19 protein-coding genes are annotated in these 17,185 nt (G+C 40.5%); 7 read left to right on the forward strand and 12 right to left on the reverse strand.

Annotation, left to right across the window (positions count from 1 at the left end; genetic code table 11):
• The first annotated feature begins 408 nt into the window (after window positions 1–408).
• Window positions 409–3,309 carry a TonB-dependent receptor domain-containing protein gene (locus V7783_RS12490; RefSeq protein ID WP_335678983.1) on the forward strand — a complete coding sequence of 967 codons (2,901 nt, stop codon included), beginning with the start codon at window positions 409–411 and terminating at the stop codon, window positions 3,307–3,309.
• A gap of 80 nt (window positions 3,310–3,389) precedes the next feature.
• On the opposite strand, the gene V7783_RS12495 is transcribed toward V7783_RS12490, so the two are convergent.
• The 3 genes from V7783_RS12495 to folB are packed head-to-tail and all read right to left on the reverse strand — an operon-like array spanning window position 3,390 to window position 5,033.
• Entirely contained in the window at window positions 3,390–4,190 is an 801-nt protein-coding gene (locus V7783_RS12495) for an undecaprenyl-diphosphate phosphatase (protein ID WP_335678984.1), read from the reverse strand.
• A complete protein-coding gene (gene folK / locus V7783_RS12500) occupies window positions 4,187–4,675 on the reverse strand; it encodes a 2-amino-4-hydroxy-6-hydroxymethyldihydropteridine diphosphokinase (protein WP_335678985.1) in 489 nt (162 codons plus the stop codon). The genes V7783_RS12495 and folK overlap by 4 nt, the downstream gene beginning before the upstream one ends.
• Before the next feature lies 1 nt (window position 4,676).
• Complete coding sequence (gene folB / locus V7783_RS12505) at window positions 4,677–5,033, reverse strand: dihydroneopterin aldolase (RefSeq protein WP_335678986.1); 357 nt, start codon at window positions 5,031–5,033, stop codon at window positions 4,677–4,679.
• Between the two features lie 251 nt (window positions 5,034–5,284).
• Between folB and plsY the strand changes: the two genes are divergently transcribed.
• Entirely contained in the window at window positions 5,285–5,890 is a 606-nt protein-coding gene (gene plsY / locus V7783_RS12510; RefSeq protein WP_335678987.1) for a glycerol-3-phosphate 1-O-acyltransferase PlsY, read from the forward strand.
• 2 nt (window positions 5,891–5,892) lie between these two features.
• Here plsY and tsaD read toward each other — a convergent pair whose 3' ends face one another.
• From tsaD to V7783_RS12525, 3 genes are read right to left on the reverse strand one after another with little or no spacing between them, the layout of a single operon-like run.
• On the reverse strand, window positions 5,893–6,906 hold the full coding sequence (tsaD, locus tag V7783_RS12515; protein WP_335678988.1) for a tRNA (adenosine(37)-N6)-threonylcarbamoyltransferase complex transferase subunit TsaD: 1,014 nt from the start codon (window positions 6,904–6,906) through the stop codon (window positions 5,893–5,895).
• Window positions 6,907–6,954: 48 nt separating this feature from the next.
• Window positions 6,955–7,545 carry a YjaG family protein gene (locus V7783_RS12520; RefSeq protein WP_145235087.1) on the reverse strand — a complete coding sequence of 197 codons (591 nt, stop codon included), beginning with the start codon at window positions 7,543–7,545 and terminating at the stop codon, window positions 6,955–6,957.
• Complete coding sequence (locus tag V7783_RS12525; RefSeq protein ID WP_335678989.1) at window positions 7,538–7,891, reverse strand: putative signal transducing protein; 354 nt, start codon at window positions 7,889–7,891, stop codon at window positions 7,538–7,540. The genes V7783_RS12520 and V7783_RS12525 overlap by 8 nt, the downstream gene beginning before the upstream one ends.
• A 76-nt stretch (window positions 7,892–7,967) precedes the next feature.
• Between V7783_RS12525 and V7783_RS12530 the strand changes: the two genes are divergently transcribed.
• The 4 genes from V7783_RS12530 to V7783_RS12545 all read left to right on the forward strand — a co-directional run bounded on the left by V7783_RS12530 (window position 7,968) and on the right by V7783_RS12545 (window position 11,695).
• Window positions 7,968–8,375, forward strand: coding sequence for a DUF2721 domain-containing protein (locus tag V7783_RS12530; protein WP_335678990.1), 408 nt, complete (start codon window positions 7,968–7,970; stop codon window positions 8,373–8,375).
• Window positions 8,376–8,425: 50 nt separating this feature from the next.
• Entirely contained in the window at window positions 8,426–9,949 is a 1,524-nt protein-coding gene (locus tag V7783_RS12535) for a DUF3369 domain-containing protein (RefSeq protein WP_335678991.1), read from the forward strand.
• A gap of 119 nt (window positions 9,950–10,068) precedes the next feature.
• Window positions 10,069–10,956, forward strand: a complete 888-nt coding sequence (locus V7783_RS12540; protein ID WP_335678992.1) for a LysR family transcriptional regulator — start codon at window positions 10,069–10,071, stop codon at window positions 10,954–10,956.
• A gap of 118 nt (window positions 10,957–11,074) precedes the next feature.
• Window positions 11,075–11,695 carry a 2OG-Fe(II) oxygenase gene (locus V7783_RS12545; RefSeq protein WP_335678993.1) on the forward strand — a complete coding sequence of 207 codons (621 nt, stop codon included), beginning with the start codon at window positions 11,075–11,077 and terminating at the stop codon, window positions 11,693–11,695.
• A gap of 2 nt (window positions 11,696–11,697) precedes the next feature.
• Here the strand turns inward: V7783_RS12545 and ubiA are convergent, their stop codons facing one another.
• Both ubiA and V7783_RS12555 read right to left on the reverse strand, forming a co-directional pair.
• On the reverse strand, window positions 11,698–12,576 hold the full coding sequence (ubiA, locus tag V7783_RS12550; RefSeq protein ID WP_335678994.1) for a 4-hydroxybenzoate octaprenyltransferase: 879 nt from the start codon (window positions 12,574–12,576) through the stop codon (window positions 11,698–11,700).
• On the reverse strand, window positions 12,573–13,118 hold the full coding sequence (locus V7783_RS12555) for a chorismate--pyruvate lyase family protein (protein WP_335678995.1): 546 nt from the start codon (window positions 13,116–13,118) through the stop codon (window positions 12,573–12,575). The genes ubiA and V7783_RS12555 overlap by 4 nt, the downstream gene beginning before the upstream one ends.
• Before the next feature lie 154 nt (window positions 13,119–13,272).
• On the opposite strand from V7783_RS12555, the gene V7783_RS12560 reads away from it, so the two are divergent.
• Complete coding sequence (locus V7783_RS12560) at window positions 13,273–13,680, forward strand: flagellar basal body-associated protein FliL (RefSeq protein ID WP_335678996.1); 408 nt, start codon at window positions 13,273–13,275, stop codon at window positions 13,678–13,680.
• On the opposite strand, the gene glpG is transcribed toward V7783_RS12560, so the two are convergent.
• The 4 genes from glpG to V7783_RS12580 all read right to left on the reverse strand — a co-directional run bounded on the left by glpG (window position 13,674) and on the right by V7783_RS12580 (window position 17,161).
• Complete coding sequence (gene glpG, locus V7783_RS12565; protein ID WP_335678997.1) at window positions 13,674–14,504, reverse strand: rhomboid family intramembrane serine protease GlpG; 831 nt, start codon at window positions 14,502–14,504, stop codon at window positions 13,674–13,676. The genes V7783_RS12560 and glpG overlap by 7 nt on opposite strands.
• The gene (gene glpE, locus V7783_RS12570; protein WP_335678998.1) at window positions 14,501–14,818 is read right to left on the reverse strand and encodes a thiosulfate sulfurtransferase GlpE; all 318 of its coding nucleotides are present in this window, start codon (window positions 14,816–14,818) and stop codon (window positions 14,501–14,503) included. The genes glpG and glpE overlap by 4 nt, the downstream gene beginning before the upstream one ends.
• 66 nt (window positions 14,819–14,884) lie before the next feature.
• Complete coding sequence (gene tdh, locus V7783_RS12575; protein WP_283710073.1) at window positions 14,885–15,910, reverse strand: L-threonine 3-dehydrogenase; 1,026 nt, start codon at window positions 15,908–15,910, stop codon at window positions 14,885–14,887.
• A 54-nt stretch (window positions 15,911–15,964) separates the two neighbouring features.
• Entirely contained in the window at window positions 15,965–17,161 is a 1,197-nt protein-coding gene (locus V7783_RS12580) for a glycine C-acetyltransferase (protein ID WP_335678999.1), read from the reverse strand.
• Window positions 17,162–17,185: the final 24 nt, after the last annotated feature.

Below are 17,185 nucleotides of genomic sequence, written 5' to 3' on the forward strand. Positions count from 1 at the left end.
TCAACCGAGCAAAAAACAAACATCAAAAAACAACCAATATTAACATTTTAGATTTATAAACAAGCTAATTCATGTCTTTTAAATAACAATTTAGTTAATAGGAACAAACTAACAAAAACAAAACCCATCATTAAAATCATAACGTAAAGTATTGAATACAAATATTTATTATAAAAAATAACGACGTACCTAAAATTAAACCGAAACAAAACATAAAACACTTTTTAGCAACAAATGATACATTCAACAGGTACAAGACGCCATTTATTTGCTGTGATAAAACATACCGCTAAATTACATTCGGTTACATTACTGGTGATTTATTAACGCTAGAACTGTAACCAAATATTCGTGCAATCAACTTTAAATAAATTCTCTATATTTAAAGTTGTCGAAATTAAAGGTGTTATGTTGAAAAAATTAAATCTCATTGCTGCTGGCATCCAAGCAGTCATCGTTACAGCTGCAGGCACTTCAGCTGCCTTTGCAAATACAACTGATGAAGTAAAGCCAGTAGAACGCATCCAAGTAACAGGTTCAAAAATAAAACGATTTAACCTTACTTCACCAACACCTGTGACGGTGATCAGTGGCGTTGAGATGGAAAACCAAGGTATTACAAACGTAAATGACCTACTTGCTGAGATGCCGCAGGCAACGGTTGGCCTTTCACCTGAAACAACAACAAGCTCAATTTATGCATCAGGACTAAATACCACCGATCTACGTGGTTTAGGTTCAGAGCGAACATTAGTTCTCGTAAATGGCCGTCGTTTTGTACCAGGTACGATTGGCGATACTGCGGTTGATTTAAATAACATCCCAACTACTATGATCGAGCGTATTGAAATAGCCACCGGTGGTGCCGCTGCGGTATATGGCGCTGATGCAGTCGCTGGTGTTGTTAACATAATTACCAAAAAATCAATGGATGGCATTGAGCTAGATGTATCAACTGTCCGCCCAGAGCAAAGTGGTGGCGAGCAAAATAACTTCTCTATTACCGGTGGTATGGAAGGTGATAAGCTTTCCTTTATTGCATCGTTTAACTACACCGAAAATAAAAGCTACGGTAAATTAAGCCGTGATTTTTACCGCAACCCTGTTAACTCATATGCAAACCCAGCTAATAGAAGTGGCACTGATGGTGTTCCATCTCGTATTGTTCTAGGTCAACCAACGGGACTTGCCTATTACTCTGAAGGCGGTGACTTTTTCACTAAAGATGCATTTGCTGATAACGGATATAATAACCACCACTACACCTTTGATGCTAACGGCAATACACGGCCATTTGATTATGGTTTAGGTCGTATCCCTAACCCAGGTGTCGGTCGTGATGCGACAAGCTATTTTCAAGATAATCAACACCAAGGCGATGGTGTATTCGGCCATGGTTACAAAGAATATTTTCAAACGCCACTAGAGCGGATTATTGCCTCTGCTTACGGTACATATGAATTAAATGATGAACACACACTAACGTTTGATTTCACCTACTCTAATACCGACTCCACCGCAGAAAGCTCACCGTCGTTTTTTGTCCATACGATTAATCGTGACAACGCCTTTATGAAAGGTGATATGGCGAAATTAATGGATGATAATGGCTTAAAATCTGTTTCTCTACGCCAAGCAAACGAGAACCTATGGGGAGATCGCGCTTATAATCAAGAACGTGAAGTATTCCGTACTTCTATCGGCGCTGAAGGTGTATTAACTGATAATTGGGGCTACTCGACTTACGCTCAATTTGGTCGTATTGAACAAGATACACTTTGGACCGGTGAAGTTCTCACCCAAAACTTAGCAAACGCGATTGATGCTGTAGAATATCAAGGTAACGTAGTGTGTGCTAAGCGTAACGAAAATGGCGATGTTATTGGCGCTATTGCAGGCTGTACACCGTTTAATACTATGGGCGCTACATCAGCAACACAAGCTCAGCAAGATTATATTGGCACAACGGCAACTCGTTTTGCAAAACATGACCAAGTTGTATTTGCACTTACTGTTGATGGTTCATTATTTGAGCTGCCAGCAGGTTATGTTGCTGCTGCATTTACTGCTGAGCACCGTAGAGAGTCAGCAACGACTACACCATCTCAAAATATGGAACAAGGCCTAATTTTTGGTAACTCAAGCTTACCTATGGATGGAGAAATTGAAGTCGATGAGCTATCTGCTGAAATTTCAATCCCGCTGCTTGAGGATGCATTTCTTGCTACAGATTTAACTCTTGAGACGGCATTTCGTTACATGGATTATTCAGTAACAGGTGAAGATAACGCATGGAAATTAGCACTTAACTGGGGTGTAACTGATGAGCTGCGTATTCGACTGAACCGTTCTAAATCAGTACGCGCGCCAAACATTGGTGACCTGTTTACACCAAACTCGAAAACATTTAGCTCAGGTCGAGCTGATGTATGTAGAGCAGACTCAATTGCCGAGTCAGGAAGCAAATACAAAGATAACGTGATCAAAAACTGTCAAGCAGCTGGCCTGCCTGAAGGTTGGATGCCATCAGAAGAGTGGCTGTCTGCAGGTAGCTTGCCTGGCTACATTCAAGGTAACCAAGAGCTGGAAAATGAAACGTCAAACGATTACACCATCGGCTTTATTTATACACCTGAATTTATTGAAAATTTAGATTTAACATTTGATTACTGGTCATTTGAAGTAGAAGGCGCTATTGAATACTTTGGCCGTGACAATGTTGAACTATGCTACGAATCATCATCACTGGATAATCCATTCTGTAGTAACGTTGTACGTAACACAGAAACTGGAGAAATAGATAACTTCTATGACCGCCCAATAAATGCGGCTGTTATAAACAAAAAAGGTATCGATGTTGAATCTGCATACAGTACAGATATGCTCTCTGGCAATTTAGCTCTTAAGCTAACCGCAACGTATCTTATTGATGATAATAGTAACTCAACAGGCAGAGAAGAAGATTTCCGTAATGATGTGGGCGAAATTGCATCTCCTCGTTGGAAAGGTCGCTTTAATGCTGTTTACTCTCAAGATGATTCAGCTTACGTACTAACGATGAATTACCGCCATGCTACCGTTAATGATAATGACTGGACTATTGAAGATAACAACTACAATAACATCCCGTCTTACACGACATTTGACTTTATGTACAAAACTTACCTGATGGATGAGTTACAGCTGCGTGTTGGTGTAAACAACATCCTAGACCGCGAGCCGCCACGTAACCCTTTCACTTACGATGATGGTGAGTTCTTTGATGTTAAAGGTCGCCGTTTATCGTTGGGCGCTAAATACACTTTCTAATTAAAAAGGTGTTTAACTGATAAAAAAACGCCTCAGTTCATCGAACTGAGGCGTTTTTATTTATATTTTAAAGTTCATTATTAGATCATTAAAAATGCGATTAAACCCACGCCCAATAATAAGCGGTAAATAACAAATGGCATCATACCCATGCGCTCAATGATTTTTAAGAATAAGAAGATGCATGCATAAGCAGAAATAAAAGATAAACCCGCACCTAAAATTAACGTAGTCCAATCAACAATATGATCGCCTAATGCAAGTTCAATGGTGTAATAAAGTCCCATCATAGAAATGACCGGAATCGCCAGTAAAAATGAAAAACGTGCTGCGCTTTGCTTATTCATGCCAAGCATTAAACCCGCAGTCATGGTGATCCCAGAACGTGATGTACCAGGGATCATTGCCATCGCCTGCGCCAGGCCAATCATCAACGCAGATTTCCATGTTAACTGATAAATTGTTTTGGTTTGCTTGCCTTTTGCATCTGCATACCAAAGTAATAAACCAAACAAAATCGTCGTAATTGCAATTACCCAAGCACTGCGTAAATAAAGCTCGATTAAATCTTTAAAAATTAAGCCGAGCACCGCGGCCGGTATAGTACCTAAAATAATCCACCAGCCAAGTTTACTATCGTCTGTAGCTCCTTGTGCCCCAAATGACTTAAACCATGCGCTTAGTATTTCAACGACTTCTTTGCGAAAGTAAATGATCACTGCAATCAAGGTACCAACATGCACAGCAACATCAAAGGCGAGGCCTTGGTCTTGCCAACCGAGAATTTGTGATGGAAGAATAAGATGCGCTGAGCTAGATATAGGTAAAAACTCAGTCAATCCTTGGATCAGGGCTAAAACGATAATTTCGATAATACTCATGGGTTAATAAACTCCACCTTCCATAGTTTTTGCTTGGGGTTGTTGTAAGCACCCCACAACTGGGCAATAGTTTGCTTTGCTGTAGGATGGTAAAAATTAGGGGCGATTTCTGCCAGTGGCTGCAATACAAAGGCATTTTTGGTTATTTCATCACGGGGTAACTGTGCTGGTGTATCACACACAATATCGTCATAAAATAATAAATCGAGATCTAGTGTACGTGGGCTAAATTTTTTGTCGTTAGCTGTGCGGCCGTTATCACGTTCAATCTGTTTCAGGATGTGGCAAAGCTCAGCAAGCGGTATCTGTGTTTGCGCACCCACTACCGAGTTATAAAAATTACTACCTGCGAAACCAACAGCTTCACTTTCAAATACGCTAGAGTGCTCAAACTCAGTTAAATGAGCTTTAAGGGCGATTAGCGCTTGGCGAAGATAATGCTCTTTATTAACATTGGAGCCAAGGCTAATGTAAATTTGCGCCATCTTAACAGGCCTTACATCGAGTGATTTCAACACCTACAGTGTTTGCTTGCGCTACCGCAGCTGGCTTACTAATTCGGATAGTCACTTGTGTAGTCGTAAACTCAGTTAAAATAATACCCGCTAGTTGCTCAGCTAACGTCTCTAATAACTCAACCGGTTTTGCTGTAGTGTGAGCAATAACACGCTCACTTACTTTTGCGTAATCCAGCGCTAAAGCAATGTCATCAGTTGCTGCGGCTGGTTTAATATCACACAGCATTTCGATATCAAAATACAAACTCTGCTTAGTTTCTTTTTCAAAATCGTACACGCCTATGATAGTGTCAACATGTAGTTGCGATATAAAAACCTTATCCATAACTGCTCCAACTGGCAAAAACTTAATCTCATTAATTTGAGTTTTGTTAGGCTATAATTTGCATTTATAGCCTTTATACACGTTAAGTGTGTTTTATTATGTAAAAATTACCCATACAATAGTGTATAGGTACATCATGTAATATTAGCGTGTAGGTACACATGTAATTGCATTTCAATTACAAAAAGTATCAATGCAATTTTTGCGGCCAATGATAGCCGAAAAACGGTGATATAAAAATAAGGAAGCGTGTGATAGCTGTTTTAATGTTAGTTTTAGCCTATTTACTAGGGTCGATTTCATCGGCTATTCTAGTGTCACGGCTATTTAAACTACCCGATCCGCGCAGCCACGGCTCAAATAATCCTGGTGCGACCAATGTATATCGCCTTGGTGGTACCTTCCCCGCTTGTTTAGTATTAGTGTTTGATATTCTCAAAGGAACAATCCCCGTTTGGGGCGCATACTTTTTACAGCTTGATCCACTGCTGTTAGGACTGATTGGCGTAGCGGCATGTTTGGGGCACATGTTCCCGGTGTTTTTTCACTTTAAAGGCGGAAAAGCAGTTGCCACTGCGTTTGGTACATTGCTGCCCATTGGTTTATCACTTGGCGGGTTGTTAATTTCAACTTGGGTCGTGGTGGTTGCAATTACTCGCTATTCATCACTTGGCGCGTTGATCGCCGTTTCATTAGCCCCACTGTATACTTGGTGGATCAAACCGCTTTATACATTGCCAGTTACTTTTTTAACTATTTTGATAATCTTTCGCCACAACGCCAATATCAAACGTTTATTCAGTGGTAAAGAACCTAAAATTGGCGACAAAAAACAGCCGCCAACTGAAGATAAATAGCATTAAATTGCCTCAAGGCTATCAATAGGCCAACGTGGTTTGGTTTTCATATCTAGGCTGGCAAATTGCCCAGCCTTTAAGCGCTGCATACCCGCATAGGCAATCATTGCCCCATTATCTGTACAAAACTCTGTGCGCGGATAATAAACTTGCCCTTTCATGCCTTGCATTACGCGCTCTAACTGAGCTCGTAATTGCACATTAGCACTCACACCGCCGGCAATAACTAAACGATTAATTCCTGTTTGTTTTAAAGCCCGTTTACATTTGATCACTAAGGTATCAATTACTGCTGTTTGAAATGCGTGGGCTATATCAGCTTTAGTTTGCTCGTCATCGTCATTATTACGAATAGTAATTGCTGCAGCTGTTTTTAAGCCGCTAAAGCTAAAATCAAGCCCCGGCTTATCTGTCATCGGACGTGGGAAGATAAAACGCTTAGGTACACCTTGCTCTGCAAGCTTTGCTAAACGCGGGCCTCCTGGATAATCTAACCCAAGTAACTTAGCGGTTTTATCAAACGCTTCACCTGCAGCATCATCAACAGACTCACCCAACACTTCGTATTGACCAATCCCAGCGACTTTAACCATCATAGTGTGTCCGCCTGAGACTAACAAAGCAATAAATGGGAACTCAGGGGTATTCTCTTCAAGCATAGGAGCCAGTAAGTGCCCTTCCATATGATGCACTGCCACTGCAGGAATATTCCAACCGTACGCGAGAGAGCGACCTATTGATGTGCCCACCAATAACGCGCCAACTAACCCTGGGCCCGCCGTATAAGCTATACCATCAATATCTTCAGGGCCACAGCCGGCCTGTGCAAAGGCGGCATCAATCAATGGCAAGGTTTTACGAACATGATCACGAGATGCAAGCTCAGGTACCACGCCACCGTAGTCCGCATGTACTTTCACTTGGCTGTAGAGTTGATGAGCGAGTAAACCTTGCTCATCATCATAAATTGCAATTCCAGTTTCATCACACGACGATTCAATGCCTAAAATTCGCACTGCAGTTTTCTCCTATGCCTGTTGGCATTTTTTAATAGAGTGAAATAATTAAAGCGTAATACCAATATTTGTTTGCCCATCAGCAATAGCGTGCTGTTTGAGTGCTTTCACATTTTCGGCCGTTACTCTGCCCATCTGCTCAACAAAGTCAATGAGTTCACCTAATACTTCAATTTCATATTGCATTAACGGGTGCTCTCGTACCGCAGTATTATCAGCTAACTCCCCTTCCACAGTTAATTGATACTCAATAAAACGCGCGACAGTTGCCTGTGATATTTTACTAATACTGATAAATTCTTGCTCATCCTTAGCGATTAAGCCGTGCATTAAGCCTAATAATGCCGTAGCTGCATCGATTGCTGGGTACGTGCCAAACATATCAAAATCAGCAAGCTCTGGAACATTGGGTTCAATTTTTTCAATTTGCTTTTCAAGGCTTATTTTACTTTTCGGCAGTAATATTTTTTCCCAGCACAGATTAAGTGCGCTACGTAAAATAGCTTCATCACCAAACCCTGTTGCCTCACTGAATAAACCGTAATTAGGCAACATGCGCTCAATCAATGCCGCTGCAAGTACCGCTTGTTGCAAATAGTTAAGCTCTCGGATGCGCTGAAAATTATTCGCTTTAGTCATTATGTGGTGTCCTACAGGACCAACAAAAATCAAATGTTGACCCATTATGCTCATTACAATTGGGGCATACCCAATCAGGAGCTGATTGTTGTACTTGAGTGTAGTTTACCAATATTTGCCGCGCCTGGCGCTCTTTAATCGCAAAAACCTGCACTCTAACTTGAGTTTGCTCCAAAGGTATTTCGCCCACCGCTCCTTGCAAAGACTCACCAAGCAACTGGCAGTCAATATTATTGTTAATAAGCAGTCCTTTCACAATATTTGCCTCTACAGCATTCGCAGCGCAATAGATTGTTAACCATTCAAATGGTGCTTGGCCGACTTTATTATTTATTTTATTTTGCACTGACAACCTCTTTTACTTTGCGAATTAATTACCCTAAGCTACTCTAAGCAAAGTAATTGTTATATAGGAAATAATCATGACCCTCACAACACCAGGATTGCTATTCCCAGCAATCTCTTTGTTGTTATTAGCGTATACCAACCGCTTTTTAGTACTCGCACAATTAATTCGTGAACTCAATGCCCGCGAAGGCGATACTATACGACCTCTCGTTGTCGCACAAATCACTAATTTAAGAAAGCGCATTAAACTAATTAGAACCATGCAAGTGTATGGTGTTGCTTCTTTTTTAATGTGTACTGTTTCCATGTTTGCGCTATTTATCGAATTTAAAACTACAGGCGTCATTTTATTTGGCGTGAGCTTAGCGTGTCTTGCATTGTCGTTATTAACGTCTTTGTATGAGATACACATTTCATGTGATGCGATTGAAATTGAACTCAAAAACATTGAAAAAAAACCACTGAGCAGTAAGGCAGACTAAAAAACAAGCACTATACTCTTTAGAAGAATGGTAAAACTAAAGGTGTAAATGTGAACGACTTTTTATTTTCAGAAGATGCTGTTGAAGAGTCAGAAGCTCAAGCACCGCAAGCATTCTGGGACATTCTCGTTGTTGATGATGAAGATGATATTCATCAAGTCACTAAACTCGTGTTATCTGGTTTTGCCTTTGAAGGTAAAACCTTACGTTTTCATCATGCTTACTCAGCTCAAGCCGCTAAAGAGTTATTACGCCAAAACCTAGATTTTTCCGTTGGTTTGATAGACGTTGTAATGGAAACCAGCCATGCGGGTTTAGAGCTGATAAAGTTTATTCGTGATGATATTAATAACCACGATATCCGCCTTATACTGCGAACAGGTCAACCCGGAGAGGCTCCCGAGGAATCTGTGATCCGCGAATATGATATCAACGATTACAAAAATAAAACCGAACTGACCGCAATAAAAATGAAAACCTTATTGTATTCAGCACTGCGTGCACATCGTGATATTCAAACCATTGAACGCCACAAAAAAGGCCTAGAAAAAATAATCAACGCTTCGAGTTCTTTTTTTAAATGCGATAGCGTACATGAGTTTGCGTCAACGATTTTATCTCATGTAACCAACGTTATGGGCTTAGATGACACTGAAATTTATTGTGCTGCTGCCGTTAATCAACAGACTTCACCAGCAACTGATTTTAAGCTACTGGCAGCGTCAGGCGTGGAGCCTGAGTCAAATACCAACACACTCCCTGATGATGTAAAACAACTTTTTGTTGAAGCTCACAACCGGAAATCATCACAAAAAACAACCCGAGACTATATTGGCTACTTTCCTACGCAAGCAGGCCTTGAAACCATGCTTTATGTGCGTAAAGGCTCATTATTAGAAGCAACGGACTACCAACTTCTCGAGTTTTTTGCCAACAACATTGCACTCGCTTACGATAATCTTAAGTTACGTGAAATGATGAAAGAATCGCAAAAAGAGTTATCGTATATTCTGGGCGAAGCCGTTGAAAAACGTTCAAAAGAAACGGGCTCTCATGTTAAAAGAGTGGCGCATTACAGCGAACTGTTGGGCAAGTTATATGGATTAAATAGCTTTGAATGTGAAGTGATAAAACTCGCTTCCCCTTTACATGACATTGGCAAAATAAGTATTCCTGATCATATCCTCAATAAACCCGGCAAACTCGATGACCAAGAGTGGGCAATTATGCAAACTCATGCCGAAATTGGTTACGACATTCTAAAAAATTCAAATAACGAAATTCTAAAGTGTGGCTCAATGATTGCCTACCTACACCATGAAAAATGGGATGGCACTGGCTATCCGAATAAACTGGCAGGTGAAGACATTCATATTGTTGGACGCATTACCGCACTTGCAGATGTATTTGATGCATTGGGGAGCGATCGTTGCTACAAAAAAGCATGGCCACTTGAAGATGTGCTTGATTTAATCAAAAGCCAAAGTGGCAAACAGTTTGAGCCTAAACTTGTGGATATATTTATTAACAATTTAGTCCTTTTTTTGGAGATAAAAGAACGTTATCCTAACTGATAGTTGTAACATTTGTGTAAAATGCACTTTTCAAATTAGGTACAATGAATTACTATCTATTAAGTTAAAATCAATTATGTTCGCCACTGTGCGGCTTACTTATACAAAGGACTATAAAAGTGAGATTTGAACAATTAGAGCAATTTGTAGCATTGGGTCAGCTACGACATTTCCGCCAAGCGGCCGAAACAACTAAAATCAGCACCTCAGCATTAACTCGCAGCATTCAAACTTTAGAAGACGAAGTTGGTTATGAACTGGTCAAACGTTCGACTCGTTCTGTTAAGCTAACGACGGAAGGCGAGCTTTTTTTAGAATACGCTCAAGACACGCTTACCAAGCTTGAAGACACCAAAAAACGTTTATTCCAATCGCTCAATGGCTGTTCAAATGAAAAGCTTGTTATTGGCTACACCAACAATGCCAGTGCCATAGTGCCTATTTCATGTGGTCAATTTTTAGCGCAATATCCTCATGTAAAAATCGAAATGCAATTACAAGAGCAAAGCGAACTGGTACGTAAACTGCAGTTGGGTGAAATTGATATTAGCGTGTGCTCTCAAGCAGTAAATAGCTTTGGCAATGACATTCACTTACCTGATCAATTAATTTTATTTGTTGCAAAAAACCACCCTCTTGCTAATAAGAGTGACCTTTGCAAGCAGGATTTAGCTGACTACCCAATGTATAGTTGCTTCTCGCAATCAAAACAAATCCAAACTATGCTCAATGAAGCTGTCGATAGCTTAAACAAAACCAGTAGTATTAAAGTCGGCAGTATTGAGCAGGTAATGGATGGATTATCGAAATCAAACCATGTTGCTATTAGCAGTATTGAGCATGCCAGCTCAGTCGCTGAGAACAGTAACTTGTTACAGTTAAAGACTAATAAGAGCTTAGCCCACGAACAATTAATTGTACAAACCAGCCAACAAGTTGTCGCTGGTGACCCAATAAATCAATTACTGTCACTGATAGAAAAGACAGCGTTGTCAATAAATTCTTAAATTCGCCTATCGAAAACCAAGCCAAAGCAATTGTTTGGCTTGGTTTTTAAATCTACAGTAGTACCTTCTGTTCTTTTTAAGCTAAACTACGCACCTTCACTGCTACATAGTACAATTAATGAGCCTTAACCTGATCCCTGGACGTTATTTAACTGACATAGAAACGCGTGGCTACGCCGTGATCGAAAATATGTTTGATACAACTCTGACTAATGCATTAATGCAAGATTGTTATCGCATTAACCCCCATTTTAAATTAGCAGGTATTGGTCGCCAGCAAGATTTGCAAATAGATAAGAGCATTCGAACTGATAAAACATTTTGGTTTGACGGCACTAGCCAAGCTCAAATTGATTACCAAGCAGCGCTGGAAGATATTAGAATAAATTTGAATCGTTATTTCTTTTTGGGTTTATTTGATTATGAATGTCACTACGCAAAATACCAACAAGGTGACTTTTATAAAAAGCATTACGACGCGTTTAAAGGGCGTTCTAACCGGGTATTCACGACGGTATTTTACTTAAATACAGTGCAATCTGGTGGTGAGCTGGTAATTTATAAGCCCAAAAGCAAAGAAATCGAAATCACTATTCAACCGAAAGCTGGCACGTTGGTGATGTTTGAGAGCGAGCGCTTTATGCATGAAGTATTGCCGACAGTCGACAATCGTTATTCAGTTGCAGGTTGGTTTAGGAAAAACGCTTCAATTAGTGGTGTTATTGACCCACCTCGCTAAATTTATAAATTAAATGGCAAGGATGCCGCTAAGCCAATAAATACCACCATCCCGACATAATGATTGTTTAAAAAAGCCTTAAAACACAGCTCTGTGTTACGATTATGAATTAGCAATTGTTGATAAATTAAAAAACCACTTGCTGCGCACAGACCAAGCCAATAAGGTATTGCTAATTGGCTCATATACCCAATTAAAGCTAATAGACCGACAAAGATACCATTTAACACAAAAATAATGATTCGATCTGCGTTGCCAAATAATATTGCCGTCGATTTTACGCCAATCTTCAAGTCATCGTCTCTATCGACCATGGCGTACATAGTATCGTAAGCAACAGTCCAGGCAATATTTGCCGTAAACAGTAGCCAAGCAACTAAAGGCGTACTGCCCGTCACCGCCATAAATGCCATTGGAATAGCCCACCCGAATGCTGCGCCTAATACAACTTGTGGCAACTGAGTATAACGCTTCATAAATGGGTAACTGAATGCCAACAGCAATGCCCCCAATGAAAGTAAAATAGTGTGCCAACCTAAAAATAACACCAGTATAAATGCAATGAGGATCAGTAAAGAAAATAAGCTCAGGGCTTCACCACTTTTGACCAATCCTGTAGCAAGCGGTCTTTGTGCAGTGCGTTTTACTGCACCATCTATTTTGCGATCGGCAAAATCATTGATAACACACCCTGCACTGCGCATTACAAATACACCTAAGCTAAATATGACTATGTGAAGTAAATTTGGCATACCGTCACTTGCAAGCCACAACGCCCAATAAGTCGGCCATAATAACAGTAACGTGCCAATGGGCTTATCGGTGCGCATTAGCTGCTTATAATAAGGCCAATGAGCTGTGCGTAAGGGGGCTAGTTTCATAAGTATAGGAAAGCCTCTGGTAAGAATATCTCCGCGACTAAAAAGCGGCTTTGAGCTAATGAGAATACACTGCGACGTCCCCATAACGGCTTTGCTATCGCTGAATATTGGCTGACAAGCTGCTGCACAGGATGCTGGCAATCAAACTGCGCGACTTCTATTTCGGTTCGCTTTAGATCTGGATGCTGAAAAATCACATCCCCTAACGGCTTATCCCCCAGCGCCAATAATTGTTGTTGCTGCATATCTTCAGTTACTGGCAGCCAACTTTGCGCATAAACCATTGGCTTTGCGTCACAAAGCAATAAAACTTCACGGTTAATAGCTGATGACTGAGTGCATGCTAATAGCTGTTGTTGGGCTGGGGTTAGCGAAAAGGTTTTTTCATTTAATACCTGAACCGAAAATTCAGTGCAATGTTGCTTTAACTTAGCCGTCAATGAATTGGGTTCAAGTAACCAGTCTTGCTCATTACCAGACAAAGAATTAATTGATGTGCCTAACTGCCAATTTGCAGCTACAGAAACAGGAAAAGTGATCACGATAACTCTATTTAATAACAACCGTATAAATGATACCACTGCCCGCGCTTTGGAAAAAGTGATGATTAATGAATATAATAGCTTCACTAGTCTGTATCTTAGCTATTATTACGTATAGACTAATAACTATTGATCGCAGGGCCTATTACTGAATATGAAAAAAACGCTTTATGCAGGTATATTAATTAGCACTTTGTTTATTAGCTTATTCAGCAGCTTTATGAGCCGTGCAGAATCGACTGTAGGCTACTTTGGCTTTGAGCCTGACATTATTACCAACTATATTGGTCAAGGTAATAAGAAGCTGGGGTATGTGCGTATTACGGTTGATTTAATGCTCAGCGATATGTCAACTATTGCGATTGTTGAACATCACACGCCATTATTACGTGATGCTTTGGTAGAAATTTTATCTAAAGAGCCTGAAGAAAAAATTAAGTCGCTGACAGGCCGTGAAGAGATCAGAAAGCGCTGTGCGGATAAACTCAAAACCCTGCTAAAACAAGAAACAGGGCAAGAAATCATCCGCGAAGTGCTATTTACTAAATACCTTTATCATTGAGGTTTAGCTGTATTTTTAGTAAATAGTTGCGCGGTAAACGCATAAGCCATACCGCTTAATAAGCCTCCTAAGTGTGCCCAGTTAGCCATATTTACAAACAGCATATCACCAAAACCAAGTACCAACCAAATCAACATAAAGCCGATAATACCATTGGTTACTAAAGCTGGTTGCTGTGGGTTTAGGACCCGATGGATCCAACAAAAACCAAGTAAACCATAAACAACACCGCTTAAGCCGCCAAAGTTTGGACCCACCATAATAAACTCGGCCCAATTACTAAATAGTGCAGTCACTAAAAACAGCCCTATTAAGGTACTTTTACCACTGAGTTTTTCAATGCCGTCACCTAAGGTGATCCACCACATAATATTAAACACTAAATGCACCGCAGTAAAATGCACAATTGCCGGTGTAAGCCAAGTTAATGGCTGGTCGGGTTTAAACTGTAAGGCACTATAAATTGACTCGAAGCCACCCATTAAAAAAGCAAAATAGATGCCTACGCAAAGCAGAGTTACGGTTTGATTTAACCAGCTGAGTGCTTTAAAACGCGCTTTTAGATTCAATCCCTGACCTTGGTAAGTAAGTGGTGACTCAGTACTGCCAACATGCCATGATGCCTCTTGGTAACGTGCATGGTTTGGGTTCTCAACAAATGCTTGCCATAACGATTGTGCTTGATGAAAGTGCTCAGGGGCAACACAAATAATTACCGTGGAGCCATCCGCTGAGCGTAACTCACCCTGTATCCCTTGGCTTTTTATATAATCAATAAAACCTTGCGCAGCACGGGGGTTATTTATACTGCCAAGCTCTATCATCGCTCAACCTGCTCTGGCAGCTGGGTTTCCCACTGAGTAAAACCGCCATCCATACTGTAGACATCTTCAAAGCCCTGCTCAGATAAATAATTAGCAGCGCCTTGTGAACTCATCCCGTGGTAACACACGATTATAATTGGCTGATCAAACTCTTTGTTCATCATAAATTCGCCAATATTAGCATTTGATAAATGTTCAGAACCCGGAATATGCCCTGCCTGATAAGAATTAGGATCACGAATATCGGCAATCACAACATCATCTTTATTAAGTAGCGCTTGGGTTTCGGTAATTGAAATATGCTTAAATGCCATAGTACTCTCTTATAATTACAAAAAAGGCGACAAATGCCGCCTTTAATTCTCTTAACAAGTGGATAATTAATCCCAGTTAAGAATTACTTTACCTGATTGGCCTGAAATCATCATATCAAAGCCAGCTTGGAAGTCATCTATTGAATATTGATGAGTGATAATTGGGTTTAGATCAAGCCCTGATTGAATAAGGCTGGCCATTTTATACCAAGTCTCAAACATTTCGCGGCCGTAAATCCCTTTGATCACTAAACCTTTAAAAATAACTTGGTTCCAATCCACCGCCATATCTGATGGCGGAATACCTAACATGGCAATTTTACCACCATGATTCATGTTATTTAGCATACTATTAAATGCAACTGGTACGCCTGACATTTCAAGGCCGATATCAAAGCCTTCGGTCATGCCTAGCTCTTTGATCACATCTTCAAGTTTTTCATTAGCCACATTAACTGCGCGAGTCGCACCCATTTTACGTGCTAGATCAAGACGGTACTCATTCACGTCAGTAATAACAACATGACGAGCGCCGACATGTTTTGCAACTGCCGCAGCCATGATACCAATTGGTCCTGCGCCTGTGATCAACACATCTTCGCCTACTAAATCAAATGACAACGCAGTGTGTACCGCGTTACCAAATGGGTCAAAAATAGACGCTAACTCGTCGCTAATGTTGTCAGGAATTTTAAATGCATTGAATGCTGGGATCACTAAATACTCAGCAAATGCCCCTTCGCGGTTTACGCCTACACCCGTTGTATTTCGGCATAGGTGAACTCGCCCAGCGCGACAGTTTCGGCAATGACCACAGGTAATATGACCTTCCCCTGAAACTCTATCACCAACGCTAAAACCACGCACTTCTTGGCCCATATCAACCACTTCACCTACATATTCATGGCCTACAACCATAGGAGTAGGAATCGTGTTTTGCGCCCACTCATCCCACTTATAAATATGTACGTCAGTACCACAAATAGCCGTTTTGCGAATTTTGATTAATAAATCGTTATGGCCTACTTCAGGTTTTGGCGCATCAGTCATCCAAATGCCTGGTTCTGCTTTTAATTTAGATAATGCTTTCATGAATCACACTCAATAAAAAAACCATAGCTAATGCTATGGTTTAAAATAAATTAATTAAATAACACCCATTTCTTTACCAATACGGGTAAAGGCGTCAATTGCGATATCTAATTGTTCAATACTGTGCGCAGCTGAAATTTGCGTACGGATACGTGCTTGGCCTTTTGGTACTACAGGGAAAGAAAAACCTGTCACATAAATACCTTCAGCCAATAATTTATCAGCCATTGCAGATGCAACTTTAGCATCACCTAACATCACTGGAATGATGGCGTGATCTTTACCTGCACAAGTAAAACCAGCTGCTTCCATTTGTTCACGGAAGTATTTTGCGTTTGACCATAACTTGGCGCGTAACTCATTGCCATTTTCCAGCATTTCAAGCACTTTGATTGACGCTGTAACGATTGAAGGCGCTAATGAGTTAGAAAATAAATATGGACGTGAGCGCTGACGTAACCACTCAACGATTTCTTTTTTGCCAGATGTATAACCACCCGATGCACCACCAAGGGCTTTACCTAATGTACCAGTAATAATATCTAAGCGATCTAGTACGTTGCAGTACTCAGGTGTGCCTTTACCATTTTCGCCAACAAAACCTACAGCGTGAGAATCATCAACCATAACAAGCGCATCGTATTTATCAGCTAAATCACACACAGCTTCTAAATTACAGATAACACCGTCCATCGAGAACACACCATCGGTGGCGATTAATTTTGTTTTAGCACCCGCTTCATCAGCTGCAATCAACTGCTTTTCCAAATCCGCCATATCGTTATTCGCATAACGGAAACGCTTAGCTTTACATAAACGCACGCCATCGATGATAGATGCATGGTTTAACGAATCAGAGATAATCGCATCATCGGCGCCTAAAATAGTTTCAAATAAGCCTGTATTCGCATCAAAGCACGATGAATATAAAATAGTGTCTTCAGTTTCTAAAAAGGCACTAATTTTTTGCTCTAACGTTTTATGAATATCCTGTGTACCACAGATAAAACGTACTGAGGCAACACCAAAACCGTGTGCGTCTAGACCTTGCTGTGCAGCTTGAATTAGCTCAGGACTATTTGCTAAACCTAAATAGTTATTTGCACAAAAATTAATAACTTTGTCGCCAGAAGCAACTTGAATTTGAGCTTGCTGTTGTGAAGTGATCACTCGCTCATTTTTGTACAAACCTTCGGCTTTTACTTCATCAATTTGCTGCTGAAGCTGGCTAAAAAACGCAGATGCTCTCATCTGAAATCTCCAATTTATTGAACG

The organism is Pseudoalteromonas sp. (assembly GCF_036960685.1).
Classification (GTDB): domain Bacteria; phylum Pseudomonadota; class Gammaproteobacteria; order Enterobacterales; family Alteromonadaceae; genus Pseudoalteromonas.

What these genes read in the sequence shown, in the direction of transcription:
- tdh (WP_283710073.1), bottom strand. Translation starts at nt 15,910, where the DNA reads ATGAAAGCATTATCTAAATTAAAAGCAGAACCAGGCATTTGGATGACT.
- V7783_RS12495 (WP_335678984.1), bottom strand. Translation starts at nt 4,190, where the DNA reads ATGAGTATTATCGAAATTATCGTTTTAGCCCTGATCCAAGGATTGACT.
- V7783_RS12530 (WP_335678990.1), top strand. Translation starts at nt 7,968, where the DNA reads ATGACCCTCACAACACCAGGATTGCTATTCCCAGCAATCTCTTTGTTG.
- glpE (WP_335678998.1), bottom strand. Translation starts at nt 14,818, where the DNA reads ATGGCATTTAAGCATATTTCAATTACCGAAACCCAAGCGCTACTTAAT.
- ubiA (WP_335678994.1), bottom strand. Translation starts at nt 12,576, where the DNA reads ATGAAACTAGCCCCCTTACGCACAGCTCATTGGCCTTATTATAAGCAG.
- V7783_RS12490 (WP_335678983.1), top strand. Translation starts at nt 409, where the DNA reads ATGTTGAAAAAATTAAATCTCATTGCTGCTGGCATCCAAGCAGTCATC.
- V7783_RS12560 (WP_335678996.1), top strand. Translation starts at nt 13,273, where the DNA reads ATGAAAAAAACGCTTTATGCAGGTATATTAATTAGCACTTTGTTTATT.
- V7783_RS12545 (WP_335678993.1), top strand. Translation starts at nt 11,075, where the DNA reads ATGAGCCTTAACCTGATCCCTGGACGTTATTTAACTGACATAGAAACG.
- V7783_RS12580 (WP_335678999.1), bottom strand. Translation starts at nt 17,161, where the DNA reads ATGAGAGCATCTGCGTTTTTTAGCCAGCTTCAGCAGCAAATTGATGAA.
- V7783_RS12520 (WP_145235087.1), bottom strand. Translation starts at nt 7,545, where the DNA reads ATGACTAAAGCGAATAATTTTCAGCGCATCCGAGAGCTTAACTATTTG.
- glpG (WP_335678997.1), bottom strand. Translation starts at nt 14,504, where the DNA reads ATGATAGAGCTTGGCAGTATAAATAACCCCCGTGCTGCGCAAGGTTTT.
- folB (WP_335678986.1), bottom strand. Translation starts at nt 5,033, where the DNA reads ATGGATAAGGTTTTTATATCGCAACTACATGTTGACACTATCATAGGC.
- folK (WP_335678985.1), bottom strand. Translation starts at nt 4,675, where the DNA reads ATGGCGCAAATTTACATTAGCCTTGGCTCCAATGTTAATAAAGAGCAT.